Raw genomic sequence first — 26,883 nt, forward strand, 5'->3', positions numbered from 1 at the left:
GGCACGATCCCTATGCCTACCTGAAGGATGTGCTGACCCGACTGCCGACGCAGAAGAACAATGTCATCGACGAGCTATTGCCCCACAACTGGAAGCCGACTATACCTGACAAGGTGTGATGGGCGGACGCTTACTTTGTTTGGCCAAATTGAAAACGTCGTTTTTGATTTGATGTATAACGGGAGGCTACGGGCAATTGGAGAATACGAGCTCCGGGAAGAGCAAAGAATGGAAGAAGATGCCATCTCTCTGCTAGATCGAATCAAAGCCTAACCAATGGCTGTTGTCGGACGCACTTACGCTACGCTTCGGCGCGCCGCTAAGCTCAGCGTTATAAGCGGACGGCGCTAAGGAAGCCTAAGAAGGATATCTATGATTATTCAAAGGTATATGGACCTTCCGAAGTTTGTAAGCCTTGTCCAGACAAGGTCTCTCTATCTCGCAAAAATGTCGGCCTTTGAGGATGCATTAGAAGGTGGGTTGACGGTTGATGACTTCTTTAAAACATCGAACGCCCCTGCACACATTGATTTGGCCATTAACGATATTTGGCCTCGGGCAGCCGAAACTGCTGATGAGCGAGCCTCTCGGCTTGAGAGTTCAAAATCAGCTCAAAGCGAAGTTACGGAGAGGCAATTTCAAACACCGTTTGGTTCTTATCCTCGCGATGATGCAGAGCGGTTGTTTCCGGCCTGCAGAGAATGGATATACGTAAGCTGTTGGCACCAGTCAGAGCACGAGTGTGCGGCTATGTGGCGGCTCTACGGTCGTGATAAAAACTCAGTGTGTATATTTTCAACTGATGAACAGCTAAAAGCTGCCATGGCCCTGGATAGTTCATGTGATAGTTTGGAAATTGAGCAAGTGAAATATATTTGTCACATCAACGATAGTTTCTCAGGCAGCCCACTAGATCCATTCATCTCAAAATCAAAGCCATACGCTTTTGAACGCGAGACTAGAGTCGTGGCTTGGAACTCTGGGTTAGATCTATCGACGTCACCTAAAAACGAAAAATCGGGCCTTTTACTCGAAGTAAACCTGGGAAAAATAATCCAAAAAGTGGTTGTCTCGCCACATGCAGACCCTTGGTTTAAAAATATAGTTAAAAAGCTATGTGAAGATGCTCGGTTGAGTTTAGAAGTCGAAGATTCCGTAATCCGAATGGAGCCTGTGTCCGACATTTATAGAGCAATGTCTTATAACCAATCACGGAAGCCGGACGCGTGAGACGCGCCGCTTCGTTTTCGCGTTAAATGCCGGTGATAGCCAGGTCCAGAGCTCCAACAATCTGGTCTCTGAAATGTGAGAGAGAGCCAATAGGGCTCTTGAGATGTTTTTCAGGCACGGAGGAAATTTGCGGAGTTAACAGCAACAGCTCTTGATCGGCAAAGCTGATTTCGGGAGTGAGCCCTTGCATGGCTTCGCCACCGAAGGCAGAACGTTTGCCCAAAGGGATAACAATGCGAGTTGCCAAATCGCTCAGAAGGCTGCTTTGAATATCCACAAGGTAAGGATAGTGAGCCTTGCTGATTTTGCTCGGGTTGGGGTACACATCGAACTGTGCCATCAGAACTCCCTGAATTCGTCGCCGAAGCATCCATGTTGTTCGACGAAATCGTTGTAGCTTTTTATCGCAGCGCGATTATCTTCAACCCATTGAGCGGCTTCGCGTTTCGAAAGCTCTTCTTTCAGAGCTCGTTCCAGGGTGGCAGACAAGTTAATGTTCAGTTCCCGGGTTTTACGCAGAAGATCGCTATTGATTGAGAGGTTCGCTGCTTTTTTGGGGGCGGCTGAGTTATAGAGTTCGGCCATGAGGGCCTCCCAGAAGATATAGAATACAAAGTTTGATCTTATGCGCATAGCCATGCGCATGCAAGCATTTGGCCAATGGCTGTTGTCGGACGTGCCTACGCTTGCGCTCCGTCACGCCGCAAAGCCAAGGCGTTATGCCCCTCCCATAATCGCCACTCGATAGTAACGCTTGACGTTATTGTTGCGCTGCGTGACTATTGAATCATGATCATATCGTTTAAGTGTAAGGATACCGAAAAGCTGGCAAGCGGTCGCCGCGTCAGGCGCTTTGTCAATTTCGAGCGCGTTGCCTTAAGGAAGATTCGGCAACTCCAGGCTGCAGGTCAGCTGGATGATCTCAAAGTTCCGCCCGGCAATATGTTGGAGGCGTTGTCTGGTGATCGCCAAGGTCAGCACAGCATTCGAATCAACAGGCAGTTCCGGGTTTGCTTCCGCTGGACCAAGGCTGGTGCGGAAGATGTTGAAATTGTTGATTACCATTAGGAGGTAATTCATGCGTAACATTGAAGCTGTAACGCCAGGCGAGTTACTGAAGGAAGAGTTTCTTGAGCCCATGGGCATTTCCCAATACCGCCTGGCTAAAGAAATTGGGGTACCTGCTCAGAGAATCGGCCAGATTATAGCTGGAAAGCGTTCGATAACCGCAGATACGGACCTGCGACTTTGTCGCTTTTTTGGTTTGTCCAATGGCTATTGGTTGCGAGCTCAGGCTGCCCACGACACTGAGATTGCGGAGGATGCCCTAGAGGATCAGCTAAAGAATATTCGTCCGTGGAGTGCTGTGTCAGAAATCGGGCACAGGGCATAATCAACGGCTGCACAGTGACCGTTTTTCCGCCGCTTCGAGGCTCCAAACCGGCGCGTGAGCCGGGCGTTAAGTGTAAAAGGATTAATCGATGAAAGGTGAATGTCTCTGCGGAAACGTGAAGTTCGAAATTGAAGAGGAGATACGAAACCTCTATCAATGTCACTGTTCGTTGTGCCGCAAAGCCACTGGAGCGGCAGCTAATGCTGCTACTTTTGTACAGGATACCGCTTTTCGCTGGGTGACAGGTGAAAGTGACATCAGGTCCTATAAAAAGCCAAGCGGTTTCCGAAGCGATTTTTGTTCCATATGCGGGAGCCCGGTTCCTAACAGCCTGAGAGGCAACCGAATGGTCTGGATTCCTGCCGGTTTGATCAATGAATTGGTCGCATCGCGGGTTTCTGTTCATCTCCATACAAAGTCAGCTGCCCCGTGGGAGCAAGAGTCTGCTGGATGCGTTCGGCTGGATGGTGGGCCTGACGGCCTGGAATCACTTAACAAGTTGTTGTAGTTCGTTCCGGCCTACGCCCCTGTAGGGGCGGCGCTAAACCATCGACGGTTGTACCTTAAATGTTGGTTAAGCAGCGCCTAGAGGCATACTAAGTATCTTACTGACCATTTCACCTTGCCGCGAAACCCCCAGTTTCTGAAAGATCAGCTTCAGATACTGACGAGCGCTGGCTTCGGTCAGTCCAGCTTTACTGGCAGCTCCACAGATTGACAGGCCATCGCAGAGCAGAATGGCAAAGCCGGCCTGGCTGGGCGTCAAGCCGTATTCTCTGCCGAGGAGCTCCTGGCGGGTTTCCCTGGGAAGTTCCGGGTCCCGGATCACCACGAAAGCAAGCGGTTCCTGGACTTTTGACCAGCCGGCCCGGACTCGCTCCCTGCAGAAAGGGGAGACGAATGCGCTATAGGGTTGGGCTCCGGATTCACGCAGTATTCCCATTGCTTGACCAACAGGGGGTAAATCAACGCTGGACCCGAGGGCCATCCGTTTCACCAGCGTTTTGAGGTCCTGATCTTGTGTTTCCGTAAGCTTGAGATGACCATCCTGGTTCTGGATGCCATCCTCACGGTCCATGAAGGCCCGCGAGGTTCGGTTGTCAAACCGGATCCGTAGATCGGCGTCTACTATAAAAATACCCACTGCCATTGAATCAAGCGCATCCAGGGAAAAGCGCTTTTCCATGTCCAGCGTTGCGATTTCCCGCTGCAACAGCATGGCTCGGCGCATATGCGGGACCAGTTCCTCGAAAAGCGCGCACTCCTGTTTACCGAAAGGGGCCTGCTCCGGTGTGCGTAAGACAAGAAAATAGGAGAGAAACATCGACTCCTCCTGCAGGCATACTCCCAGAGAATATTCCACGCCGCCTGGCTTCAATACTTCCTGGTAGATCCGTGACGCGTGCAAGGTCTTCTCATCAACGCCCATACGGCAGTGAACCGCTCGAAAGGGGTTGAGGGCAAAGTAAGGGAGCCGCGGGTCTTCGGACATCAGAGCGTTATATCTTTCGTAATGGCCTGCATCCCATTCATAGCCATGCATGGGGCTGAAGGAGAGCTGTTGGGTGTTCAGGTCGTGGTGCCCAACCTGGGCGCCCTGGGAGTCCAGAAGACTGGCCGCTTCTGCGAGGAAGGCTGGCCATTTGGCCAGATCGCCGACGGCATCATAAAGGCAGTCAATGGCTTTGAGGAGCTGGCTCGCTTTTTCTGCTGACAGGATGTCGTCCATAGCATAGTACACCTTATGCTTCGTTGGCGATTCACCTTGCCACCGTCAATCATTTGCGCCAAAGCGCGGGCCATACTGGCAAGCGATTCCCTAAAATTGCAGAGGTCCCCATATGGGAACTGTATCACTTTGTTAACTTTTGTACACTTAATGTACCGGAGCGTCAACGCGATTTGCCCCTCAACGACTGAAGTCCAAAGTATCGGGACTGTGTCGGCACCCGGTGTAACGAGCTAAACGGCGCGACATCGGAGCCGCAAAACTGACAGCCCTGGATGGCTAGATGAGCTCCGACTCACGCGGGACAAAAACGACGTGACCCCGGTAGAGACTATGGAACCCATTGAAACGACTGGCCGATCCAGCGAGAAGGCATGTAGCGACCTTCCCTTGCGCGCACTTCTGACGAATCCAATGACCTTTGCAAAGCGCTTTATTGCTGCCCTGGCTGTGGTAATGATGACCACGCTTCTTGCCGCTTGCGGTGGTGGTGGTGGTGGTGGCGGCGGTGATAATGGTGTTGGCGTTTCAGTCAACGGTGGAGGCACTAAAGGTCCTCTTGCCAATGCGATTGTTAAGATTTACAACTTTGATCCAACTCAGCCTGACTTCAAGAGTCGTACTGCCATCGCACAGGGGCGAACAAATGACTCAGCAGCCATCATCGGCCTGGTCCTGCCGAAAGATATCTCTGGAGATCGCCCGCTCATTATCGAGGTGACCAGCGACGACCTGACAACGGATTTAACAACAGGCCTGCCTCCTGTTATTACTACCCTGCGTACGGCACTGACAGGGAAGCTGCTCCAATCTGTTCTCGGCGGAAAACCTGTTTTCGCGACCCCGCTAACCACGGTTGCTGTGGATCTTGCTATTTTAAAAAGCAACCCGGCCACTACGACTGAGTTCTTCAGTCAGAACCTGAACCAGGCGACAGGCTTTGTTGTAAAAAACCTCGGCTTTGGCATGTCTCAGGCCATCGACATTTTTTCGACACCGCCAGTGCTGTCTGCTAACAACACAAGCCTGAACGATCAGGCTCGCATCGCTGAATTGCGCACTGCCGTTGAGGCCATGACGGCCATTGTTGTCGAACTTCAAAATTCGATAAGAGCGACTAATCCTGCCTCTTCGGTGAGTACAGACCATATTATGGGCGGGCTTTCTGAAGACCTGACAGATGGTGTTATAAATGGGCTCAGAAACAATATCGATGTCGTTCCTTCATTGCGGGACGTTGCAAACATTACCACCATCATTTCAACTGATCCAGGCACGCTCTTTGTTCCCGGAACCTCGATTTCACTGAATGACGTTGAACAGATTCTTGTCAATGAAGCGGCTATTACATGCGGGTGTGACGCCGAGACTGTGAGTCTTTATCTGGCAGATGGGACGATCGATGTACAGCCACAAAGAATAGAGCCCGGATTAACGGCCTCTGTGGATTCAACGGTTGTCAGTACTGAAGCCGTAAGTAACACCATTTTTCAGATTAATTTCAGTAATCCTGTCGACACCGACAGTGCAGAAAATATAAACAACTACAGCATCGTTGATGACGCAGGCAACGAGCTCGAAGTCATATTTGCCCGCCTGGGAGCCGACCCTACTCAGGTTTTGCTGACTACCGCACCACAGTCCGATACGACCTACCAGATCAATGTAAACAACGTTATCGAGAGTCAGTTACCTGACGACGGCTCAACAGTGGTCGTTACGGGCACGCCGGAGCTGGGTGTGAAGACGGTTGTAGCAACATCTGGAACAAGAGTCGTGCTGACCTTTACCGAAGCGGTCACACTCGCTGCCGAAAACCCAGCCAATTATCAGATTAATTCCGTGCTGGATGGCCAGGTATTAGCCGTTAAAGGGGCCGTTCTGGAGGACGATAGAAAGACAGTTGTTTTGGTTACAGGCTTGCAAAGAGAGATCGGCTACAGACTTACTGCCACTAATATTATGGCATCGCAGAACGAAGAGGCTATTAAATCCGCGTATGGCACGAAAAACTTTATAGGCAGTTACGGCACCAATGATGAAAAACCTATGGTGGTGGGCGCTATTTCAACAGGCAATAACAAAGTTATCGTCGCATTTAGCAAGGCCATGAATGATGAGGCGATAAATCCGGATAACTACTCGATCATGCAGGAGAACGGCACCAGCTTGGTAGTTTCAGACTGTCCGACCTGCACCAGTTTTTATGGCCCTGATCGCCAGACAGTAGAGCTGACTACTTTGTCTCAGAGCGAAATTGCTTACAAATTGAGGGTCGTTAACGTCCAGGATATGCAAGGCCAACAGTTTTACGTAGAGAACACGCTGGGCGGATTCTTTACTGCGGACAATGCAGATTTTGCAGGCACACCGCCCGGAGGCGGCAGCATTGTCGACTTCGATGGGGATGGCCTGCTGGACAATGAGGAGCAGCGCGGGTGGCCAGTATTTATAGTTAATGGTGATGGCCAGACCATTGTGCGAGAAGTGACCAGCGATCCGACAACTGTGGATACTGACGGTGATGGTTTGACCGACGCCATGGAGCGAGGCCTCAATATCGATCCTCGATCACGGGATACGGATGGTGACACGCTGGCAGATGCTTATGAGTTTAATGCCATCTTCAGCTCACCAACCGACCAGGACAGCGATAACGACGGATTAAAAGACCACGAAGAAGTCCTTATTTTTAAAACGTCTCCCATCATGAAGGACACCGATGGCGATCAGATTGCCGATGGCGATGAAATTATCCTCGGAAACCGGAATCCCAGGGTGGCAGATTTAGCGATTCCCCTGATCGAGGTGGAAAGTTTAAACCTCCAGCTCGACGTGCGTTTTGATAAAACGATCGAATCGGTAACCACCAGAGGCGAAACGCAGTCTTTTTCATCCAGCTTGTCCCAAAGCAGCAACAGGTCCTACTCCAGAAGCAACGCAGAAACCAACAAAACAGCAGTTAAGGTTTCAGCGAAGAATCAGTTTAAATGGGGCGGGTTCACCGGTGCCGAGGCAAAAGTCACAGTCGAGGCGGAAGCTGGCTTTGAACATGGCTGGTCCAGTCGTTGGTCGAGTTCTTCCCGCCAGGGAACACGTGCGCAATATGAGAAATCCAGGGAGTTTAGCGAGCAGGTGAGCGAGGGCACCACGGTAACGCGTCGTGTTGACGGCGCGCAGGTCAGCACACTTATTTACCTCTCTTCGCTCGGCGACATTGCGTTCTCGATTAAAGATATTCAGGTCACCGCATTAATGCCTGACCCACGGGACCCTGAGGCATATATACCGTTTGCGACGCTGGTACCCGACAACCCGGATGGTTCGTTAGTGAATGAATTTAACCTCGGCCCTCTGACGGGGCAGATAGGCCCTATTGTATTTACCAATAAAGAAGTCTACCCCTCGTTGGTCGAAAAATTGATGGGTAACCCGAGCGGCGTCATTTTTAAGGTAACGAACTATAACGTTGAGAATGAGGATGGTCGAAACTTTGCATTCTCTTCTCAGGAGGTCGTAGACAAAACCGCCGCTTTAACCATTGACTACGGCAGTTCAAGTCAAAGCGGCGCCTTCGCAACTGAGCGTTACCGGGTGGCAACTAATTTTGGTCGCCCTGTGAGTGACTTTACCGAAAGCTTATCGGATTCAGACGCCCAGGCTTTGAGGGCCGCTTTTGGCCTGGACAGCGATGATACTGAGAGCGTGGTCGCCTTTGATCTTCAGGGGTATAACACGGGCGTTAATTTCCACGATGTCATGCAGGACGTGCTCGGATTGACACGGTATGACGCAGCAAACGATACCTATGGTTCGGATGAGTCATTGAATAGTTACGCTACAGAGGTTGACTCTGTCACTGGTATCGAGCGCATTACCCGCGTTCGACAAACCACAGCGTATCCTGCGCTTTACAAGCAATGGAGCCTCATTACTCCCAGTGGTTTAATTCTGGATGCGCAATTATCCATGAGTGAAGGGGATTTAAAAGCCAGGGACCAGACCCTGTACTCTGGCCAAAGCATTACACTCGCATATGTAACGGATGAAGATACCGACCTTATTCCAGCCCGTGTTGAATATCTGTTCGGTTGCAGTGATTCCGATTTGGATACCGATAAGGACGGATTGTCGGACAGGCTCGAGTTATTTGGTTCAACAGACGAGAGTGAATTCTGGACGGTAGATATAAGGAGCGATCGCTATCTCGCTTACGCGAGTTGTAACAGCGATGATTCTGACCAGGACGGTTTGTCAGATTACCAGGAATACGGGTATCCCAACCCATATGACTCTAGCGTCAGCCAGGTCAGAGACCCGCTTCGCGCTACTGATCCCAAAAATCCGGACACTGATGGTGACGGAATTCCGGACAAGAAAGAGCGCGACGGCTATCTGGTCTATGCGGAGTTCGCTCAATTATGCACTGAGGATCAGAACAACGACAGCAGTTGTACAAAGGAGCGCCGCAGCGATAACCAGACCGTTTATTTTAGTTGTGATCGGGAATTAGATTCTGACTCTGCTCCACTGCTGGACTCGTTCGGAAACCATGTTCTCCGGTGTACGACGGATCCTTTGAATGCCGACACAGATGGTGACGGTATGGTTGATGGAGGAGAACATGTGTTTAATGCCAATCCCACCCTTCCTGATCTCGATAACTTGACCGATGATGATAATGACGGTCTCCTGGCTCTTGAGGAGATCAATGGCTGGCCAGTCAAGGTTTATAATATTTTTGACTTCCTAACGACCGCCGATTATCCCTATGCAGTAACAAAGGCTTGTTCTGTCGGTGATACCGATTGTGATTTCAAAGATCTGAGTGGCGCGAATTTATACCCGGATTCAAATCCACTGTTATTTGACACCGATGGGGATGGCCTGAGCGATTATGAAGAGAAGGCCATTGGTTCCCATCCACGACTGAAAGATACCGATGGCGATGGTTTGACCGATTTCTATGAGGAAAATGGTTTTGCTTTTGATGCGCAATCGGAGTCATTTGCGGTAAGAAATACCGAGTCCCAATTTAAAGGGTCTGACTCAGTACCGGTGATCACCTCTGCTATTGTTCAGGATTACGATGCTGATGGTATTAGCGACGGCGATGAATTAACCAGTTCATGGATAGTTTCGGTGGGTGCTGCCAGCAGTAAGGTCTACTCTTCTCCAAGAGATGCGGATATTGACCTTGATGGACTACTGGATGGTGAAGAATATACCTACAGATCAGATCCCAACAAGTCCAATACCGATGAAGACCAGCAGGAAATCTATCCGATAAATGATGCATACGAAGTCGTGTTGGGCCTTGATCCCACTGATCCAAGTGATATGTGCCTGAAAATAGACATCTTTCAACAGGAGTTAGGAACAACAGCAGACACTCGTGGTCAACTGCAACAGTTAGAATGGGACATTGACCAGTGGAGTGGAGCAACCTATGGTGAAAAATATCTCTCACATAGTGAAAATATCTGGTTAACGTCTGTATCAAGAGCTGTAGCTTATCCTTGGTATACCTTCAAAGTTGGCCCGACAGAAACCAGGTATGTTCGGGTGAGTAGCGTTGTTAAAGCTCGAGCAAGAGGACGAGTCTGGAAATGGGATACTTCGGGAGCGGATGATGCCTACTTTGATTTGATGGTTCTTGAGTTCTCAGTCGATGATTTTGTGGATAGCAGGGAAGTCAATAAGTCAGCTGAGAGTACTGACGACGTTGGTTCATCCAGTTACAAAAATACCATTCGGGCGTTGGCGACCGTTATGACAAAACCGGATGTAGACGGGGCACCGTCAGACGTAACATTCTGTCAGGGCCAATCGAGAACCATTAATTAAGAGCTCTTGCTTGACCGAACTCACTGATCAAAGTCATTAGAAGTGGGTTGTTGAGTTCGGTCCTAGAAGAAAAATACCGCTAGAAATTTTAGCGGTATTTTTTTGGATTTATCCTGTTCTTTTGATAAACCTCTGTGTGTCCTCAAATACATCGGCGCCATGCGCCCAAGGACTCATTCGATGCTTTCCATAGCATGGGTGACGCTCGGCTTTGCGCTTGTTTATGCGGCAGCGCAATTTGAATTCCAGTGGGCAGTGTATTTTTCCGCGTTTGCTTTCTGCATTGCTGTCGTTGAATTTTTGTTTTTCGCTATATCGAAAACTGAGCATTACAGCAGCCAAATTTTTGAAGCGAAAGCGAGTAGTCTTACTATGGCTTTCTCTTGGCGGAGGGCTATAAGTTTCCTCTTCGCTGGGTTATTTTTTATTTCGATGATTGGTAGTCAGGTTGGCGGTGCGGCTGTTTCTGCCATTTTTTACGGCATTGCGTTCATGGCTTCTTGGGCTCCTTCGGGTAAGAAACGCTGGTGCTCGTTGCCAACCAAATTCGCTGTAGTAGCGACGGCAACTGTCCTCGCACTTTACTGCCAGCCGGACACGTTGAATTTTAACCAGTAAGTGAAGCCGACCGGTACTACGCTGTGCTCCGTACCGGCGGCTTACCTTGGCGTTATGCATTTCTGAGTCAGTGCCATGAGTGAAGGTCTTCCCATTGTATTCGGGATTTACCCAGTACTTCTGTCCGGGATCACACTAGTATGGCTGCTTCGTCTTCAGTATCGCAGTTGGCCGAATTGGGCAGCGTGGGTATTGGCTTGCGGCAGCATCATTGCCTTCGCTTTTATAACGGGTCCTTGGGTCTACACGAGTTATTACTTGCGGTATGTTTTTTTAGGGCTATTCGCCTTAACCGCTGTTTTCTCATACTTTCGTTACGAACCCTTTTCACGCGCTGGCCGACAACAAGCAGGCCATCGACATCGTTAAGCTGAACTCGCTCGGTAAACAGACAAACGATTTGGCCCCGCGTGGGTTGAGTGCCTACCAAATCTTTGGCGAGAAACTCTATAGCCCATGCCAGGGAAGTATCTTAGAGGTTCGCGACAGTTTGCCGGACAATCCTCCCGGAAACCCCGATACAAAGCATCCGGAAGGTAATTACATAGTGTTGAAGTGTCTTATGGGGAATATATTAATGGCTCACCTGAGGCGAGGCAGTATTAAGGTAGTGCCGGGGGATGCCGCGACTATTGGACAGCCTTTGGCTGAAATCGGCAATTCGGGAAATACACTTGAGCCACACTTGCATATTGAGGCAACGAAAGACGGCAAACCGGTATGGCTTAGTTTTAACGGACTGTCGTTGTCGATCAATAGCCTGATAACGAGGAAGTGAAAATACATGACAATGTCATCAACGCGGGCAGTAAAAAGTGTCGCTTATTTGTCCCGCCACTTTTTGCTACCCGCTATGCCGAACGTTAGAGTCCAGCTTGTCGTGACAACAAACTCATAGCTGTAGCTGAGAGTCTCATACTGCGCGAACGATACGCTGTTTCTGTCTTGAGATTTTCACATTATTTGGAAGACGCATGCCTGATCTGACTTACCTGCGACCATTCGATCCCGCTCGCTTTAACATTTGCGGCCACCAACCGGTGATGAAAGCGGTGGTGACTACTGGCAACGGCGGTTACGAGAAGCTCGACTACCGGGATGTTCCCATTCCTGTACCGGGGCCGGGCGAAGTTTTGCTGAGGGTCTTAGCGGCCGGGGTCAATAACACAGAAATCAATACAAGGCTCGGTTGGTATTCTTCATCGGTGCAAGGTGGGACCGAACAGGTGTCTGAAACGACTGATACGCCAATAATTGAGGATGGCGGCTGGAACGAATCAACACCGTTTCCATTCATTCAGGGCACAGACTGTTGCGGCGAAGTTGTCGCCTGGGGTCTAGGAACGAAAGGGCCGGATATTGGGAAGCGGGTTCTTGTCAGGGCCTGTATGCGCCTGAACGGGTTTGATTCTCTGGATAATCTCTGGATGGCATCGGATTTTGACGGAGCCTTTGCTCAATACGTGACCGTGCCGGCCAGCGAGGTATTTGAAGTCCAAAGCGACTGGAGTGACGTTGAGCTTGCGACTATCCCCTGTGCGTATGGAACGGCGGAAAATATGTTGCATCGAGCAGGCGTTAACAGCGCTGACCGCGTGCTGGTTACCGGGGCGTCGGGCGGCGTCGGATCAGCGGTCGTGCAATTGGCCAAGCGCCGGGGTGCCTATGTGATAGCCGTAACCGGCGAAAGTAAGGTGGATTCTGTCAGGGGCCTTGGGGCGGACCAGGTGATTGCCCGGGGCCTGGACTTGTCAACTGAGATTCAGGATTCTTCCGTGGATGTGGTTATCGACAATGTTGCCGGTGAGCAGGTTGGTGAGCTCTTGAAGTTGATGGCTCGTGGTGGCCGATATGCTTCGTCTGGCGCAATCGCCGGGCCGATTACCACCATCGATATGCGCGATTTTTATCTGAAGGACTTGACGCTGTTTGGTTGCACGGCCTGGGATGAGCCAATCTTTCCAAACCTCATCGACTACATTGAAAAGGGTGAGATACGTCCTCTGGTCGCAAAAGCGTTCGAGCTGAAAGATATAGCGATTGCGCAACAGGAATTTCTCAAGAAGACACATTTTGGAAACTTTGTACTGGTGCCGCCGCTATGAAAATTTCTCATTGCCGGCAATAAGTGGAAAGGTTTTCCCGAATCCAAGGACCCTAACAATGCAATCCATGCGACAAGCGCGTGATTGCTGGCGTTATGCAGGGAGCAATGATGAAACCACGGATTAGCATGATCACTTTGGGTGTGAGTGATTTGCAGCGTTCGATTGAGTTCTATGAAGGGGGGCTTGGCTTTCCCCGAATGGACTCTCCGCCGGAAGTAGCCTTTTTTACTTTGAACGGCACATGGCTGGGCTTGTACGGTCGTGACGCTCTAGCGGAAGATGCGCAGGTAGGTGGAGTTTCCGGAGGCTTCGCTGGGTTCAGTCTGGCGCACAATGTAAGTTCCGAGGATGAAGTTGACCAAGTCATGTCTCAGGCTGCTTCGGCTGGTGCTGTTGTCACGAAGCCCGCCCGGAAGACGGAGTGGGGTGGCTATGCAGGTTACTTTTCCGACCCTGACGGCTATCTTTGGGAAATCGCGCACAATCCATTCTTTTGGGTTGGTCCTTCCGATGAACCCGCATAACCAATCGCAGCAGTTCGCGGCCGAACGCCGCCGGACTCTCTTGATCTGATCGAAGAAAACGGGAGAGTTTGGTGGGTAACTGTCACTCGCGATACGGAGAAGGCCCAAAGCGCAAAAGCCTGGGACAAAGTACTTCTCAAGCGTTGTGCGCATTCAGGTGGATCGAGGGCATGTGGTGTGTGACAGCGGCCCCTACCGGATTGTGCGACATCCGGGCTATGCTGGAAACATTGTGGCACTGGTAGGCATCGTGCTGGCCTTGAACTCACTGTGGACACTGATTCCGGCGGTGGTGGCGCTGATCATTGCGGTGATCAGAACGGTGCTGGAAGACCAGACTCTAAGGGACGAGTTGCCGGGTTACCGCGACTATGCGCGACGTGTGCGCTATCGGTTGATTCCAGGGATTTACTGACATTATATTCCAGGAGGAAATACACACTGCATGGCAGGCTTCCCATGAAAAACAACAATCCGATAATCAGGCTATTCTTTGCCAGGATGAAACCGGAGTTTTTTCAGCTGTCGGAGGAAGATCGCAGACAGTTCATGACTCGCGATCGCGCCAATCTTGATGCCCTGGGCATGAAGGCGATTTCCATGGTCGACTGTACCGGGCGCGATGAGGAATGGGATTACATCGGTGTAGAAAGCTGGCCCTCGATGGAGGCGGTTAAGGAGCGCGAAAGATTTGAGAGGGAAGAGCTCCGGATTTCCCGGTATGTCGACTATAAGGTCCACCTGGGGGTTGAGCAGTCCTTCGAGGACTATGGCCAGCAATGAAGGTTTGTATCGTTGGAGCATCCGGCAAACTCGGCCAGTACATGGTTCAGCATTGCCTGGACCGTGGCTACGAGGTGGTCGGGGTATGTCGTGATCGGAGCGTTAGGAAGCTGGATGCCTTCAAGGATCGGATTCGTATCGAACCGGGACTGACCAATGATCGCAAGGTCATAAAGCGGGCGGTGGCAGGCTGCGATGGTGTTCTGACCGTGCTGGTGCCGTGGGGAGTTCATGACTACTCATCAGGCACCGCCCAGGCGGTCCTGGATTTTGCGGAGCCGGGCGCGAGGCTGATTTTTTCCTGTGGTTGGCATATCACCAGAGATGGCAAGGACATCTACTCCAGGAAATTCCTTGTGCTGCTGAAGGCCATAGGCTGGGTAGCCCGGGTTGTGCGCTTTGTCGACATCGATGATCAGGTGGAAGCCTGTCGTCGGGTGTTTTCCAGCAACACGAACTGGACGGTTGTCCGGGGCAGTGATCTGGAGGAGGGGGAAAGCGAGGGGCTGCCCGTCTGGAGCCGGCATGTTGGTGACCCGGTTCTGGAGAGTAACCGCACGCGTCGGGTGGATTTTGCACTGTTTATGGTCGATGCCTTGACGAACGACTCACTTATTCACGAAGTCCCTGCGATTGTCAGCTGTCAGAGTCCTTCCGCTTTGCGGGTCCAAACCGGCGGGTAAGCCGGGCGTTAAGCTGAAAACATAGAACTCAACGGTTAGTGCCAGGGATAAAGAAATGAGCTGCGATGAAGGGCAGTAAGAACATCAAGCGCCAGGGAGAGGTACTTTTGGCTAATGTCCGTTTTGATTTTAAGTTCAGCGTGCCCCAATCAGCTGCGATGCGGGCGGTGTTGAAGCAGTTCTTTGGCTACACAGGCTATTTTATGACGGCTATGACCGCAGCTGTGTGGATGGCTCTGGGCCTGCTTGTCGTTGCTCTATTCTCACAAAACGCTGTTATCGTCATTCTGGAACTGTTGGTGGAATGGGGTGGTGATGTCTTTGCGCCCATGAAAGAAGGTGGGCAGTTGGTTTTCGGTACCGACCAAACCCAGCGGGGTGACAACGACGTGGATGGCTTGCAAGCAGCGCTCTCGGTCGTGGCGAGAGTGTCCCTGGTGCTTTATGTTCTGGGTGCTGTGGCGAGGGCGATGTTCGGGAGGAAACTGTCTTTGGCCCGGTCCGTGAAGCTCAAACTTGTTCGGCGAGCGTCTCTCGTTGTATTCGTGGCCATTCCACTGAGTAGCGTCTTGAGGTTCGAGTCGGGTGTAGGGCCAGATTCTTTCTTTATTACCGCATTTCTCGCGGTCTTTATTGCACCTGCGCTGTTGCTCAGTGGGTACTGGTCCGTTTTCTGGAATCAAATGGTGATTCAGGCGATTCATTATGTGGATGGGGGTGGCGAGAATATACCCACGTTACATGTGGAGCGCTGAAGTGGCTCTGGAGCCAGGCGTTTAACCTCACTGTTTCGGCCAAACACAAACCGGTGTAGACGGTTTGCGGTTCATAAAAACCATCGTGCGCAATTCCGATATAAACAATACGGGCCGGCTCACTGGCAAACGCGAAAGGAATGTTCAGGAGCACGATAGCCAGAAGCAGTCTACAGATCATCGACCAGAACCCCATAGGGAATGCGCCCTACCGGCACTGTTTTCAGAGGCTTGAGACTGTCAGTGTCGATGACCGTGACGTCGGCCCCCTGAAACAGGACTCCATTCAAATGACGCCCCTCAAGGGCAGCGGCGGAGTGCTCCAATCTCTGAACCAGGGCCTCGCAGACAAGGCTGGCGGGTTAGCCCAACGCCGGAACCGGAATCGCCAAAGCTGAGACCAGCAACCACAGTTTTCGTTTATTCATTTGACTACAAACTCTCCACTGAACCCCTCGCGCTCCAGGCCTTCAATGTAATACCGGTACGTGCCGGGGCGGATCGTGACGAACCAGACATCCATTTCTCCGGATTGATCAAACTCAACCGCATGCAACCCCATGGGCTTCACTTCAAGACCTTCGACAACCACCTGATCAATCCAGCTCTCCCGGAAAAAATCCGGCGCCAATAATTTGTACTCTTCAAGGTCGTCGCTCTGGATACGCCAGCGGTAATAGACCCCCGCCTGCAGCTCGTATCGCTTGATGGAAAAGCCATCGGCTGCGTTGAGCACAAGAGGCTCCAATCGCGTGGCGCGGCGGGTAATATCCTCTGCGGCAACCGATTGTGAAGCCAGCAAACAGACCAGGAGGGAGACGCAGAATGAGTATCTGTGAGCTCCCCGCATTACATTTCTTCATGAACCTGGCCATAGGCCAGCATCGCGAACAAACCTGTACCGCCGAGAATGTTGCCGATGAGTACCGGGGAAATATGGTAGATCAAGGCGGTAAAGATATTCATTTCCCCATTGAGCACCAGAGCGAAAATTTCGTTTGCCCCGGCAATCACATGGGTAAAGTCACCCGCCGCGATCAGCCAGGTAAACATGACGATAACCAGCACCTCGGATCTCTTCGCCGAAGGCAGCATCCACACAATAGCCGCTATGAAAAAGCCAGATGGAATACCGCGCAAAAGAGTCTCGGCCGGAGTCAGCGTTGACAAGTGGCGCGACATCTCCAGGATCGCTGCGAGGGTGTCGGCGGGAAGAATACCCCCGTGGACGGCGATGGCGGCGGTGATAAACGTGCCACACAAATTGGCCGCGAGCACAATGCCCCAAAGGCGGGCACTGCAATAGAACCGGTTGCGCGTCGGCTGGGCCAGAACCGGCAGCACGACGGTGATGGTGTTCTCGGTGAAGAGTTGGAGCCGAGACAGGATCACGAGGACAAACCCGAACGAGTAGCCCAGGCTTGCAATCAATGTCAGGGAGGGGTGATCTGAGCCCAGATTGGCGCGGATAATGCCCTCGACGAGGACCGAGGTTGAAATCCCGAGCCCTGCTGCCACACCGGACCACCAAAGCGAGGTTTTCGGGCGTTCCAGCTCCTCTTCGCCCTCGCGCAGGATGATGGAGTAGACAGCCAGTGACGATAGGTTGCCATGTTCGGCTACGGTATCCCGTTCTTTCGGAGTCAGTGACTTTTCGCTAGGCGTGGGTGTCTGTTCGCGGGATTCACGATCCCGGACCTTGGCGCGAGACTCTTGCTCGTCCGCAGCCTCCTTGGCTTGCTTTTCGGAGGAGGCATCCTGACTGGCTTCGCCGTCACTCATTCAACCGTCCTTTAGTCATCCGGAAACACCTGTGTTGCTGCAAGATTGAGTCCGCCAGAAAGTTGTCTTTGGTAACTATGATAGCTTAGATACTCTATTCGGACACAACGCAGGCGGGAGAACGGGCAAGCTTCAGTCCGTTCAATGTAGCTTGCGCGAAAATTCGAACTTTTTAGGAGAGTACGGTTATGGTCGACTTAGTTCTGGAATCGACAATCACATGCCCAAACTGTGGCCACCAGAAAACAGAAATCATGCCTACGGATTCCTGCCAGTACTTTTACGAGTGTGAATCTTGTCGTACTTTACTTAAGCCGAAGCCGGGAGACTGCTGTGTCTTTTGCTCATACGGCACAGTGCCGTGTCCGCCCATTCAGCAAGGGTCAGGGTGTTGTAGCTGAAAACCGGGCTCCAGGCTCCGTTGTTTAATCACGCCGTAATGACGCCAAAATCACATAAGAAGGTGACTCCTCCATGACGGAACTCAAACAGGTTGCCGGCCTTGCCCCGGACCGCCTTGCTAATATTGAAGGCCATCTTGAGCGTCGCTATATCCAGCCTGGAAGGTTGCCTGGCGCGCTGACACTGGTGGCCCGACGAGGGGAAATTGCCTATGTGAAAGCGCAAGGGCTAATGGATGTGGAACGCAACAAGCCGGTCCGCCGAGATACTGTGTTCCGCATTTATTCCATGACCAAGCCGATCACGTCTATCGCCATGATGCAGCTTTATGAGCAGGGTCGGTTTTTGCTGGATGATCCCGTACACAAGTATATTCCGGCCTGGAAAAACCAGCGGATTTATAAAAGCGGTATCTATCCCAATTTCCTGACCACCCCTGCAACCAGCACCATGACCATTCGCGACCTGCTCACGCATATGTCAGGCCTGACCTACGGGTTTATGAACCGCACCAACGTTGACGCCGCTTACCGGGATCTGAAGCTGGATGGCAGCCGGAGTATGACGCTGGAAACACTGGTCAATCAGCTGGCGGAACTGCCGCTGGAGTTCTCCCCGGGTACGGCCTGGAATTATTCTGTCAGCACCGATGTGCTGGGGTATCTGGTGCAGTTGCTGGCCGATAAGCCGTTTGATGAGTACCTGCGAGAGCATATCTTTGAACCTTTGGCCATGTCTGACACCGGCTTCCAGGTCCGTGACGATCAGCTTGACCGCTTTGCCGCATGCTATCAGTACCAGCCCGGTGATCGGTTCCAGCTGCAGGACGATCCACAGACGTCCCATTTCCGGCACAAACCCAAGTTTGTGTCTGGCGGCGGTGGGCTGGTTTCCACCATTGACGACTATTTCCACTTTGCCCAGGCACTTTGTCAGGGTGGAGAGTTTCGGGGACGGCGGATTATTGGTCGAAAAACTCTGGAATTCATGCGTCGCAACCACCTGCCTGACAATCGGGACCTGCCGGGCCTATCCGTTGGTGCATTCAGCGAGACACCTTATGCCGGGAGTGGTTTTGGTCTGGGCTTTTCGGTAAAAACTGACGTCGCCAAATCCCAGATCAACGGGTCGGTGGGCGAGTACGGCTGGGGTGGCCTGGCGAGCACCAACTTTTTTATCGATCCCGTCGAGGAACTGGTGGTAATCTTCATGACGCAACTGATCCCCTCGTCGACTTACCCGATTCGTCAGGAGTTGCGGGCAATCGTTAATGGCGCATTGGTGTGATCCACAGCCCCCGATAACCCGGAAAAACCGGAACCTCAATCAATGCCATGATTCGTTGTGTCGCCGAGTCGAGGCCCTAACCGTATTAGTATCGGAGCAACAAGTAATGCCCGTCGATGAACCTGTTTTCCATGGAAAATAGAGAGTTTACACTTCAGCGCATTTGCATTTACGCAGGGACAGAGTTTGATCCCAATGTTGATCTGCAAGTGGCGGAGGTTTTACGGTCGAAACTGAATATTCACCTGCCACAAAGAGCCTCAATGAATGAATCTTTGGCATCAGCGCGCAGCGATCATGAAATCATACAACTCATTTTACAGTATCGAAAAATGGGGTAGGTAAAACAGGGACTCTCCGCCCCTTGTTCTCATTTGTTTGGGCTATCCTTCACTATTAGCACATAGCACACCAAACCGGAAAAGGTGGAAAACGGAGGTTCCCATGCCGCTGAGTAGCGCTGTACTCATTCATGATCCCATCGTCGCCGTCGAGGTGACAGAAACCGATTACGATAGGAGCACCGCACGGTTCCTCGCTCACCCGGCGTTCAGTCGCCTGAAAATTGTTCAGGGCTGGGACCCTCACTATTCATGAACGCACTCGAGCTCAAGGTCCCACCTTTACTGCTGGTTATCCTCTTCGGCGTCGCGATGTGGGTGGTTTCTCGTCTCCTGCCGGCGGGTTATTTCGCCATTCCCGCACGACTCTGGCTCTCTGCTGCCGTTCTGGCTGTCGGGGCATGCATTGCTCTGCTGGGTGTTCTGGAGTTCAGGACGGCCGGCACGACTGTGGACCCTCGCACGCCGCATCAGTCAGACAGCCTGGTGGTACAGGGTGTGTACCGCTACACCCGAAATCCGATGTACCTGGGATTCTTGCTGATGCTTGTCGCCTGGGCGCTTTTCCTGGGCAGTGTGTTCGCCGCTCTGTTGCTGCCGTTGTTTATTACCTACATGAACCGGTTTCAGATCCTGCCTGAGGAGCGACATATGCGAATTTTGTTTGGTGAGGCCTTTGAGCGCTATAGGTCTCAGGTACGTCGGTGGCTTTAAGGTCGAAAAACTGTGTGACCTCCTTTCAGCTCGGGCGTTTTATTCTCTTGAACTTAGCTACCTCCAGGCTCCAATTATGAATGTGGATAAAGCAAAAAAGCGTATCGCAAAGCAGGTCAGGAAAGGGTTTCATGGCTATCCCCTGATTTCGCTGGAGTACTTTGGCAAGACGCCGGATTCTGCAACGAAAGTCGTCGTTTCATTCATTTCAGAGGAAAACTCGGAGCCGCAGATTCAATCGTTTGCGAGCAACAATGACGCCCGTGAAGACGAAACGATTCAGTCGACTCTGGTGAAAATTATCGAGCGGGCCGATGCTAAAACCGTGGTGGAAGTCGAGGGTGTTTCTACCCCTGACTGACAGTAAGCCTTGTGGTTTCGATTCGAGCCGCTCCGCTCCGGCCGGTTCAGGCCGCCCGCACCGAAACGCGGGTGCCGTTAAACGCCGCATTGCCGGTTAGCGCGTCAATGCGTTGGGAGTCGGTGACGTCGTTCATGCTCACGCCCGGTTGTGATTCCGCGACGGTCATGCCGGTGTTGTCACGATTGTGACCCCAGCCCTGAGGAATGCTGATTACCCCCTCAAACATGTCGTCGTTGATCTCCACCGGTAGCATGATGCGACCAGCCGGCGAGGCGACCAGGGCGGTCTGCCCGTTCTCAAGGCCCAGTTTTTTCGCATCGGCGGAGTGGATCTGCACGGTGCACGGGTTTTTGCCTTTGACCAGGCGGTGGGAATTCTGGGTCCAGGTGTTGTGGCTGCGCGGCAGCCGGCGGCTGATCATGGAGAACGGGTAGGCGCTGTTCTGGCTCCGTTGCAGCAGGCCCGAGGCATCCAGGCGTCTCAGGTCGTCCAGGTACAGCTGGGGTGCGATCAGGATCATGCCGTCCTCGGTCTGGATGCGTTGCTCCAGGCAGGGCTGCAGCGGCCCCAGATCCACCCCATGGGGGTTGGCCCTCAGCTTTTCGAGGCTCATGCCCTGGCCACCATAGGTGCCGTGCCTGAGGCCAAGATCGAGTATCGCCTCGGGTGTGACTCCGTCATCTTCCAGCCCGGTAAGATGAAGTGCCAGATCCTTGAGAATCTCCCAGTCGTGTTTCTGATCGGGCGTTTTCTCGAACATCGGCTCAGAGTATTTGGCGGTGTTACGTACGGCAAAGGAGTTGAAGAACACATCGAAATGGGGCACTTCCAGGCCGGTGGTGGCCGGCAGGATGATGTCCGCGTGGCGGGTGGTTTCGTTCAGATAGATATCCACCGACACCATGAATTCCAGCGAATCAAACGCTTCCTCCAGACGAATCCCGCCGGGCGCGGAGAGCGCGGGGTTACCGGCAATTGTAATCATCGCCCGGATCTGGCCGTCGCCCGGCGTGAGGATTTCATCGGCCAGCGTGGCGACCGGGAATTCATTGTTGAAGTAGGGCAGCTTTCTGACGCGGGATTGGTAACGACCATAGGAGCTGGGCTTGCCCTTTTTATCCCGCACCAGATCGAAGGCCGGCTGCGGGAACATGGCACCACCCCGGCGATCGAAATTCCCGGTGAGAATGTTCAGCACGTTGTTGAGCCACTGGCAAAGCCCCCCGAAGGATTGCGTAGAAGCCCCCATGCGGCTGTAGCAAACGGCACTGGTTGCGGCGGCCATTCCTCGTGCCAGCTCCCGAACGGTGGTGGCTGTCATACCGCAGGCCTCCGCCACGGCCTCCGGCGAATAGGCTTTTACAGCGTCGGCCAGCCGATCCAGGCCATCAATCCGGGACCCCAGGTGGCCAAGGGTCACGAGCTGTTCGTCAAACAGGGTGTGCACCAGCGCCAGCATGAACAGGGCGTCGGTTTCCGGGCGGATAAACAGGTGCTGGTCGGCCTTCTTGGCGGTCTCGGTGCGGCGGGGATCAACCACCACCACCTGGCCACCGCGTTGCTGAATGGCTGCCAGGCGTTTGCCCACACCTGGCGCCGTCATCAGGCTGCCGTTGGAGACAATCGGGTTGGCCCCGATGATCAGCATGAAATCCGTGTGGTCGATGTCCGGAATGGGAATAAGCATGCCCGCGCCGAGCATGTAATTGGCGGCCACGTGGTGCGGCAACTGATCCGCGGATGCGGAGCTGTAACGGTTGTTGGTGCCCAGGGCCTTGAAAAAACGGGGCAGCATCATGGCATTGCCGAAGTTATGGGCGTTGGGGTTGCCCAGATAAACGCCGACCGCATCCTTGCCATGGCTCTGTTGTATGCCTCGGAAACGGGATGCGATTTCCGAAAAAGCTTCCTCCCAGCCGATCGCTTGCCAGCCATCGGCTGTGCGCCGGATGGGTGTTTTCAGTCGGTCTTTGTCGTTGTAGAAGTCCTGGAGTGCGACCGCCTTGGGGCAAATATGACCATGGCTGAACGGGTCAGCGTTGTCGCCCTTGATCGACAGTATCTCGCTGCCCTGGTGTTTGATTTCGAGGCCGCACATGGCTTCACAGATGTTGCAGGTGCGATAGTGGGTCTGGGTCTCGCTCATATCGAAAGGCTCGGTTCTGGATGTTGTCGTTGTTGGTTCCAGAAGTGTGGCACAACCCGGCGAAAAATCAGACGGTCGTAATTCACACAAACCAGGTCAATCCCGCCACTATCGTTTCAGTGGGCATGAGCCGCCGCGTTTTCATCCCTGGGGGCCCCCATGCCGCCTTTCAGCCCGTATTTGACAGACGGCAGATTGGCGGGTCAGGCACCTAATCCCGTCCATGTGTCGATCAGGGTCTGAATCTGATCAAGGCTCATAAGTCAGCTATCCCCTTTCCAATTTCCAATAAATGAAATACTAGTAGAGGGTCTGGAGGTGGTGAGTCTGTCTTTCAACCACCAACCATTCTTTTAGCTCGTTTAGGGACTTGGGGCGGCACAACCAGTAACCTTGTAGCAGGTCTGCGCCCATGTTCTTCAGCAGGCTGGCCGCCTGCTCTGTTTCAACACCTTCTGCCACGACCTGGAAGCCCAGACCATGGCCCATGTTGATGGCCGTTTCCACGATCATCCGCGAGCTGTCGCTGGTATGGATATCCCGCACCAGGGCCTGGTCCAGTTTGATCTCGGCAGCCGGCAGCCTTTTCAGATAGGAAAGGGAGGAATAGCCGGCACCGAAGTCATCAATCGAGATCTTCAGTCCAATCTGTGCAAGTGCTTCCAGTGCCTTGAGTCCCTTTTCGGGATCGTCCATCGCTGCGGTTTCGGTGAGCTCCACGGTGATCTGCTCGGGGCGAAGCTGGTAACGCTCCATCCGGGTTTCGAACAGGTCCTTGAGTTCTGATGAGATCAGATCCCGGGCGGATACATTGATGGACACGGTCAGCGACGGGGCAATGTCGTGGAGGGCTTTGAGATCATTCAGGGCCTGGTTCACAACCCACTCTGTCAGGTGTTTGATTACACCGGTTTTTTCGGCCAGGGGAATGAACTCGGCGGGCGGTACCCAGCCCCGCTCGGGATGATGCCACCGAATCAGGGCCTCCACACCGGTCACCTGGCCGGAGGTCAGACTGATTTTAGGTTGATAATACAGCTTGGGCTGATTCCGATGCAGTGCCTCGCGAAGATCCGACATCAGCGTAAGCCGGCTCTCGCTGTAAATGTCTTTGCTGTGGGAGTAAAAACCGGTTTCATAAGGGCCGTGAGGCGTCATTTCCATGCCGACGTGGGCATTCCGGATAAGCATAGCCGCGCTTTGCCCGTGTTCGGGGTAGCCGGCGGCACCGAACCGGGGGTGGGGTTCGACCGCAAGATTGTCCAGAACCACCGGTTCGGCCAACTTTTTCAGAGCCTTATCCAGGGTTTCGAAATTATCCCCGGCCCTGCTGACTTCCACCAGCACCCCGAAAGTGTCGCCAGACAGCTGATACACCCGTTCCTGTCGTCCGCCGCTGTCGGCTACGTGATGAATCATGGGCAACCTTTCGGCCAGTTCGGTCATTTGTTCGGCCATACGTTTCAGCAGGCGTTCACTTCGTGCCAGGCCGAGAGTCCGGTTAATCTCTGTCAGCCGTGTTACCCGGGCGACCCCAACGAGGTAGTGTCCGTCGGGGTCGCGTTTTAACTGCTCGTCCACCATCCATTCAAATCGGTTGCGGTTGGGAAGGCCGGTAACCGGGTCGTGGGTGAGGGCTTCGTTCAGTCGGTCCTGAGCTTCGTTTCGGGCTTTCTGCTGTTGCAGAAGGTCTGCCTGAGCCCGGATTTTCTGTTCCCGCTCGCGGTACAGGCGGTCGGCCAGCGCGAGGGTCAGAATGAAGGCTTCAAGCCCGGAACCAATCTGCATGGCGTACTCGGTGAAGAAGTTTTCCGGCAGCAGCCCGAGAGCCAGGCCTGCGGTTGCCGAGACTCCCAGGGTCAGAGGCGTCCAGGCGGCGGTGAAAAATGCCCCGGCGCGAACACCGGCGGCCCAGGCTATGGGCCCGGCCACCAACAGCAATGAGAAAAAGCCAAACGCGGAGACCGCCGCAATGCGAATGCTGGTGTCGTAGCTCAGTAGTGGCGTAACGAGAAAATACAGGACTTCGAACGCCAGCATTGCGATCAGCGCACGGTGCAGCCGTGGGCTGTGAGAGCGCACTTTGAGAAACTCCAGGCAAAAAAGGAGTGAGAACATCGCCAGATAGGGTATGGACAACGTCAGTACATGGGCATGAAGAAAGGGTGCATTCGGGTACAGGTGCTGCAACGTGAAGCCCCGGAAGGAGGCAAAGAACACGAGGTAACCGAAGATGGCCAGCGCGTAGTACAGGTACAGCTTTTCCCGCAGCGTGAGGAACACCGCCAGATTGATCAGGATAATGACCGTCAGGCCACCGTAGTAGAAGAAGTGCAGTTTCTGTTCGTTTGCAGCGGCTTCATAGAAGTCCTTCTGCTGCCATACCTGAAGAGGCAGCACCATCGAACCTTGGGTGGCTACGCGGATATAGAGGGTTTTGGTGGTCCCGGGGGTGAGCTGGAATCGCAGCAGCGGATTGGGGTGATCGACATCCCTCGGGTAAAAGGGACGGGTATCCCCGGTTCTGAGCTCTCGTAGCCGGGTTTCGCCAGCAAACTCATGGAACACCACATCATCGAGCTGGGAATAGGCTAGCTCGGCGATCAGAAGCTGGTCCCGGTTTGTCTGGTTCTGCACCGAGACCCGCAACCAGTAAGCGGAACCGGTGATTCCGAAGGTCGCCTTGCCAGAAGGCGCAGGTTGCCATTCAGATTCGGGAATGGCGAGGGCATCCTCAATTCCGGCGTTGGCGTTGACGTCTTCCCAGTATTGGAAATGGCTTTCAATCGGGGCATCCGGGGCAATGATGATCAACCCCGACTCTGCGTGGGCGAGTTGCAGAGCGCAGAAAACCAGAATCGGAACGACGATGCTCAGAGCTTTCTTGAGGATCACGAACAGCAAACCCCGTTTGATGGCCGTCAGGCTTCTATTTTGTGCTATCGGTCAGCTTACCAATGTTTTCCGGCCAGGGACGTTAGTATGTCATATTTAATGTATCCATATGTGTCAGGTTGCGACGTTGCTGACGTGGCTGATGTTCCGCCTGCGAACGGATTGTGGTGGTCCGGCTGTATGGATCGGACGGTGTCTGCTAAGTTTCTGGAATACACCCGATAACGGAGACCACCATGTTCGTCGCCGAAAAAGCAACCGGACACCTGATTGAAGTCCTGGACACCAGCGCGCTCTTTGACCCCCATATCAAAGAGGTGATGGGTAGCCTCCATTATGGCGAGGAGGCCCAGGATCCGGAGGCCTTTGCCAAGTCGGAGCTGGCGTTCCCCTCCGGGGAGCCTCTGCCGGTGTGCTGGACAGATCCGGATTACCGGCGCCGTTAATTTTTCCTTCCCCTGTCCGCCTGGTCTGGGCCGTCATCCCGCGGCCCTGAAATCGCTCGCTTTTTAATCAAGTTTGAACTTCCCATTAAGGTCCTGTAAGCTTTTTGTTAATTGAACGTTCAATTAATAAAAGCGAAGTCCATTCGTGGCCGCTTCAAAACACTGGAACGAACACGAGAAAGCGATGCCGAAAGTCGGAGTAAAAGACACGCGCAAACAGCAACTGATCGAGGCCACCATGGCCTCAATCGCCGAGCTGGGCATGCAGAACACCACCATTGTGAGCATCAGCAAGCGGGCGGGGATGTCGTCGGGCATCATCAGCCATTACTTCGGGGGCAAGCAGGGGCTGATTGAAGCGGCCCTGCGTTATCTGCTGGATCAGCTAGGCAAGGAATTGCGGGAGCGCATGGCAAAGACCGATCGCGCTCCGGAGCAGCGGCTGAACTGCATCATCGAGTCGAACTTTTCCGAATTCCAGCGCTCGGCGCTGGCGGCGAAGACCTGGCTGAGCTTCTGGGCCCGTTCGATGCATGAGCCGGGGCTGAAGCGTTTGCAGCAGATCAACAATGCCAGGCTGTACAGCAATCTGCGCTATTCCTTTGCGCAAGTGCTCTCGCCCGGGGCGGCAACAGAAGCCGCCCGGCAAATGGCGGCAATGATCGATGGCTTCTGGCTGCGCAGCGCGCTCAGCCTGGATCCGGCGGAGAGCTTTGAAGCCGGCGAGCGGCTTTGCAAGAAATTTGTCCACGAGACACTGGCCCAGGCGAAAGCCTGAGCGTTATCAGATTCAAATGGCCCACAAGGCCTGAAGACACCGAACCGAGGTTACCTAA

At 53.1% G+C, this 26,883-nt stretch carries 28 protein-coding genes; 21 read left to right on the forward strand and 7 right to left on the reverse strand.

The annotated features are described in order from the left end of the window. Together ACN0XM_RS17100 and ACN0XM_RS17105 are read left to right on the forward strand one after the other, a co-directional pair. Positions 1–119 (forward strand): transposase domain-containing protein (locus tag ACN0XM_RS17100; protein ID WP_417568292.1); only part of this gene is annotated, 119 nt, incomplete at its 5' end. A gap of 253 nt (positions 120–372) precedes the next feature. Next, a complete protein-coding gene (locus ACN0XM_RS17105) occupies positions 373–1,230 on the forward strand; it encodes a hypothetical protein (RefSeq protein WP_417568150.1) in 858 nt (285 codons plus the stop codon). A 22-nt stretch (positions 1,231–1,252) separates the two neighbouring features. Here the strand turns inward: ACN0XM_RS17105 and ACN0XM_RS17110 are convergent, their stop codons facing one another. Continuing rightward, the gene (locus tag ACN0XM_RS17110; RefSeq protein WP_203301045.1) at positions 1,253–1,570 is read right to left on the reverse strand and encodes a CcdB family protein; all 318 of its coding nucleotides are present in this window, start codon (positions 1,568–1,570) and stop codon (positions 1,253–1,255) included. Next, positions 1,570–1,815, reverse strand: a complete 246-nt coding sequence (locus tag ACN0XM_RS17115) for a type II toxin-antitoxin system CcdA family antitoxin (protein ID WP_036149681.1) — start codon at positions 1,813–1,815, stop codon at positions 1,570–1,572. The genes ACN0XM_RS17110 and ACN0XM_RS17115 overlap by 1 nt, the downstream gene beginning before the upstream one ends. A gap of 204 nt (positions 1,816–2,019) precedes the next feature. Here ACN0XM_RS17115 and ACN0XM_RS17120 point away from each other — a divergent pair, with 204 nt between their 5' ends. The 3 genes from ACN0XM_RS17120 to ACN0XM_RS17130 all read left to right on the forward strand — a co-directional run bounded on the left by ACN0XM_RS17120 (position 2,020) and on the right by ACN0XM_RS17130 (position 3,131). Next, positions 2,020–2,298 (forward strand): type II toxin-antitoxin system RelE/ParE family toxin, encoded by a 279-nt coding sequence (locus tag ACN0XM_RS17120; protein ID WP_417568151.1) that lies wholly within the window; start codon positions 2,020–2,022, stop codon positions 2,296–2,298. Between the two features lie 10 nt (positions 2,299–2,308). Next, on the forward strand, positions 2,309–2,623 hold the full coding sequence (locus tag ACN0XM_RS17125) for a HigA family addiction module antitoxin (protein WP_417568152.1): 315 nt from the start codon (positions 2,309–2,311) through the stop codon (positions 2,621–2,623). 88 nt (positions 2,624–2,711) lie between these two features. Continuing rightward, on the forward strand, positions 2,712–3,131 hold the full coding sequence (locus tag ACN0XM_RS17130) for a GFA family protein (protein ID WP_417568153.1): 420 nt from the start codon (positions 2,712–2,714) through the stop codon (positions 3,129–3,131). A 66-nt stretch (positions 3,132–3,197) separates the two neighbouring features. Here ACN0XM_RS17130 and ACN0XM_RS17135 read toward each other — a convergent pair whose 3' ends face one another. Next, complete coding sequence (locus ACN0XM_RS17135) at positions 3,198–4,352, reverse strand: helix-turn-helix transcriptional regulator (RefSeq protein WP_417568154.1); 1,155 nt, start codon at positions 4,350–4,352, stop codon at positions 3,198–3,200. A gap of 333 nt (positions 4,353–4,685) precedes the next feature. Between ACN0XM_RS17135 and ACN0XM_RS17140 the strand changes: the two genes are divergently transcribed. The 9 genes from ACN0XM_RS17140 (at position 4,686) to ACN0XM_RS17180 (ending at position 15,670) form a co-directional block, all read left to right on the forward strand. Next, entirely contained in the window at positions 4,686–10,199 is a 5,514-nt protein-coding gene (locus ACN0XM_RS17140) for a hypothetical protein (protein ID WP_417568155.1), read from the forward strand. A 180-nt stretch (positions 10,200–10,379) separates the two neighbouring features. Beyond that, positions 10,380–10,817 carry a hypothetical protein gene (locus ACN0XM_RS17145; protein WP_417568156.1) on the forward strand — a complete coding sequence of 146 codons (438 nt, stop codon included), beginning with the start codon at positions 10,380–10,382 and terminating at the stop codon, positions 10,815–10,817. Positions 10,818–11,307: 490 nt separating this feature from the next. Continuing rightward, positions 11,308–11,595: a M23 family metallopeptidase gene (locus ACN0XM_RS17150; RefSeq protein WP_417568293.1), complete on the forward strand. Its 288-nt coding sequence runs from the start codon at positions 11,308–11,310 to the stop codon at positions 11,593–11,595. A gap of 196 nt (positions 11,596–11,791) precedes the next feature. Next, on the forward strand, positions 11,792–12,922 hold the full coding sequence (locus ACN0XM_RS17155; RefSeq protein WP_417568157.1) for an alcohol dehydrogenase family protein: 1,131 nt from the start codon (positions 11,792–11,794) through the stop codon (positions 12,920–12,922). 128 nt (positions 12,923–13,050) lie between these two features. Then, complete coding sequence (locus tag ACN0XM_RS17160) at positions 13,051–13,449, forward strand: VOC family protein (protein ID WP_417568158.1); 399 nt, start codon at positions 13,051–13,053, stop codon at positions 13,447–13,449. A gap of 91 nt (positions 13,450–13,540) precedes the next feature. Further along, complete coding sequence (locus ACN0XM_RS17165; protein ID WP_417568294.1) at positions 13,541–13,864, forward strand: methyltransferase family protein; 324 nt, start codon at positions 13,541–13,543, stop codon at positions 13,862–13,864. Between the two features lie 44 nt (positions 13,865–13,908). Further along, complete coding sequence (locus ACN0XM_RS17170) at positions 13,909–14,232, forward strand: hypothetical protein (protein ID WP_417568159.1); 324 nt, start codon at positions 13,909–13,911, stop codon at positions 14,230–14,232. After that, on the forward strand, positions 14,229–14,915 hold the full coding sequence (locus ACN0XM_RS17175) for an NAD(P)-dependent oxidoreductase (RefSeq protein WP_417568160.1): 687 nt from the start codon (positions 14,229–14,231) through the stop codon (positions 14,913–14,915). Before ACN0XM_RS17170 ends, ACN0XM_RS17175 begins: the two co-directional genes overlap by 4 nt. 65 nt (positions 14,916–14,980) lie before the next feature. Beyond that, positions 14,981–15,670 carry a hypothetical protein gene (locus tag ACN0XM_RS17180; protein WP_417568161.1) on the forward strand — a complete coding sequence of 230 codons (690 nt, stop codon included), beginning with the start codon at positions 14,981–14,983 and terminating at the stop codon, positions 15,668–15,670. A 424-nt stretch (positions 15,671–16,094) separates the two neighbouring features. On the opposite strand, the gene ACN0XM_RS17185 is transcribed toward ACN0XM_RS17180, so the two are convergent. Together ACN0XM_RS17185 and ACN0XM_RS17190 are read right to left on the reverse strand one after the other, a co-directional pair. Next, entirely contained in the window at positions 16,095–16,406 is a 312-nt protein-coding gene (locus ACN0XM_RS17185) for a hypothetical protein (protein WP_417568162.1), read from the reverse strand. 113 nt (positions 16,407–16,519) lie between these two features. Next, positions 16,520–17,452 carry a formate/nitrite transporter family protein gene (locus ACN0XM_RS17190; RefSeq protein WP_417568163.1) on the reverse strand — a complete coding sequence of 311 codons (933 nt, stop codon included), beginning with the start codon at positions 17,450–17,452 and terminating at the stop codon, positions 16,520–16,522. A 188-nt stretch (positions 17,453–17,640) separates the two neighbouring features. Here ACN0XM_RS17190 and ACN0XM_RS17195 point away from each other — a divergent pair, with 188 nt between their 5' ends. The 5 genes from ACN0XM_RS17195 (at position 17,641) to ACN0XM_RS17215 (ending at position 20,557) form a co-directional block, all read left to right on the forward strand. After that, on the forward strand, positions 17,641–17,853 hold the full coding sequence (locus tag ACN0XM_RS17195) for a GDCCVxC domain-containing (seleno)protein (RefSeq protein WP_417568164.1): 213 nt from the start codon (positions 17,641–17,643) through the stop codon (positions 17,851–17,853). Positions 17,854–17,926: 73 nt separating this feature from the next. Beyond that, on the forward strand, positions 17,927–19,141 hold the full coding sequence (locus ACN0XM_RS17200; protein ID WP_417568165.1) for a serine hydrolase domain-containing protein: 1,215 nt from the start codon (positions 17,927–17,929) through the stop codon (positions 19,139–19,141). A 444-nt stretch (positions 19,142–19,585) separates the two neighbouring features. Beyond that, positions 19,586–19,738: a hypothetical protein gene (locus ACN0XM_RS17205; protein ID WP_417568166.1), complete on the forward strand. Its 153-nt coding sequence runs from the start codon at positions 19,586–19,588 to the stop codon at positions 19,736–19,738. Continuing rightward, complete coding sequence (locus ACN0XM_RS17210) at positions 19,735–20,196, forward strand: methyltransferase family protein (protein ID WP_417568167.1); 462 nt, start codon at positions 19,735–19,737, stop codon at positions 20,194–20,196. Before ACN0XM_RS17205 ends, ACN0XM_RS17210 begins: the two co-directional genes overlap by 4 nt. A 76-nt stretch (positions 20,197–20,272) precedes the next feature. Continuing rightward, entirely contained in the window at positions 20,273–20,557 is a 285-nt protein-coding gene (locus tag ACN0XM_RS17215) for a hypothetical protein (protein WP_417568168.1), read from the forward strand. A gap of 46 nt (positions 20,558–20,603) precedes the next feature. Here ACN0XM_RS17215 and ACN0XM_RS17220 read toward each other — a convergent pair whose 3' ends face one another. Further along, a complete protein-coding gene (locus ACN0XM_RS17220) occupies positions 20,604–22,706 on the reverse strand; it encodes a molybdopterin-dependent oxidoreductase (RefSeq protein WP_417568169.1) in 2,103 nt (700 codons plus the stop codon). Positions 22,707–23,006: 300 nt separating this feature from the next. Further along, complete coding sequence (locus ACN0XM_RS17225) at positions 23,007–25,601, reverse strand: EAL domain-containing protein (protein WP_417568170.1); 2,595 nt, start codon at positions 25,599–25,601, stop codon at positions 23,007–23,009. A gap of 236 nt (positions 25,602–25,837) precedes the next feature. Here ACN0XM_RS17225 and ACN0XM_RS17230 point away from each other — a divergent pair, with 236 nt between their 5' ends. Both ACN0XM_RS17230 and betI read left to right on the forward strand, forming a co-directional pair. After that, the gene (locus ACN0XM_RS17230; protein WP_417568171.1) at positions 25,838–26,047 is read left to right on the forward strand and encodes an acetyltransferase; all 210 of its coding nucleotides are present in this window, start codon (positions 25,838–25,840) and stop codon (positions 26,045–26,047) included. A 184-nt stretch (positions 26,048–26,231) separates the two neighbouring features. Beyond that, entirely contained in the window at positions 26,232–26,825 is a 594-nt protein-coding gene (gene betI, locus ACN0XM_RS17235; protein WP_417568295.1) for a transcriptional regulator BetI, read from the forward strand. Positions 26,826–26,883: the final 58 nt, after the last annotated feature.

It is taken from the genome of Marinobacter sp., from assembly GCF_048269445.1.
Classification (GTDB): Bacteria; Pseudomonadota; Gammaproteobacteria; order Pseudomonadales; family Oleiphilaceae; genus Marinobacter.